Genomic DNA, 289 nt, shown 5'->3' with positions numbered 1-289 from the left:
TGCCGCAGCGCTCGCGGCCGGATGTCCGGTCGTGGTCAAAGGCCATTCCGCTCACCCCGGCACGGGTGAAATCATTGCCGAGGCGATCCATGCCGCGATTGAGAAAACCGGCATGCCAAAAGGCGTCTTTTCCTTCATTCAGGGCGGCACACGCGAGGTCGGGGCCGCGCTTGTGCAACATCCGCTGATCAAGGCCGTGGGCTTCACCGGGTCTTTGGGCGGCGGTCGGGCCTTGTTCGATCTTTGCGCGCAGCGTCCGGAACCGATCCCCTTCTTTGGCGAACTGGGT

General features: G+C 63.7%; 1 protein-coding gene. It reads left to right on the top strand.

The annotated features are described in order from the left end of the window. On the top strand, nt 1-289 hold a 289-nt coding region (locus tag ACYBHZ_RS19345; protein WP_460275952.1), incomplete at both ends, for an aldehyde dehydrogenase family protein.

The organism is Celeribacter sp. ULVN23_4, assembly GCF_054788345.1.
The sequence above is the reverse complement of the archived record's forward strand: the minus strand, read 5'-3'. Positions and strand labels throughout refer to the sequence as shown.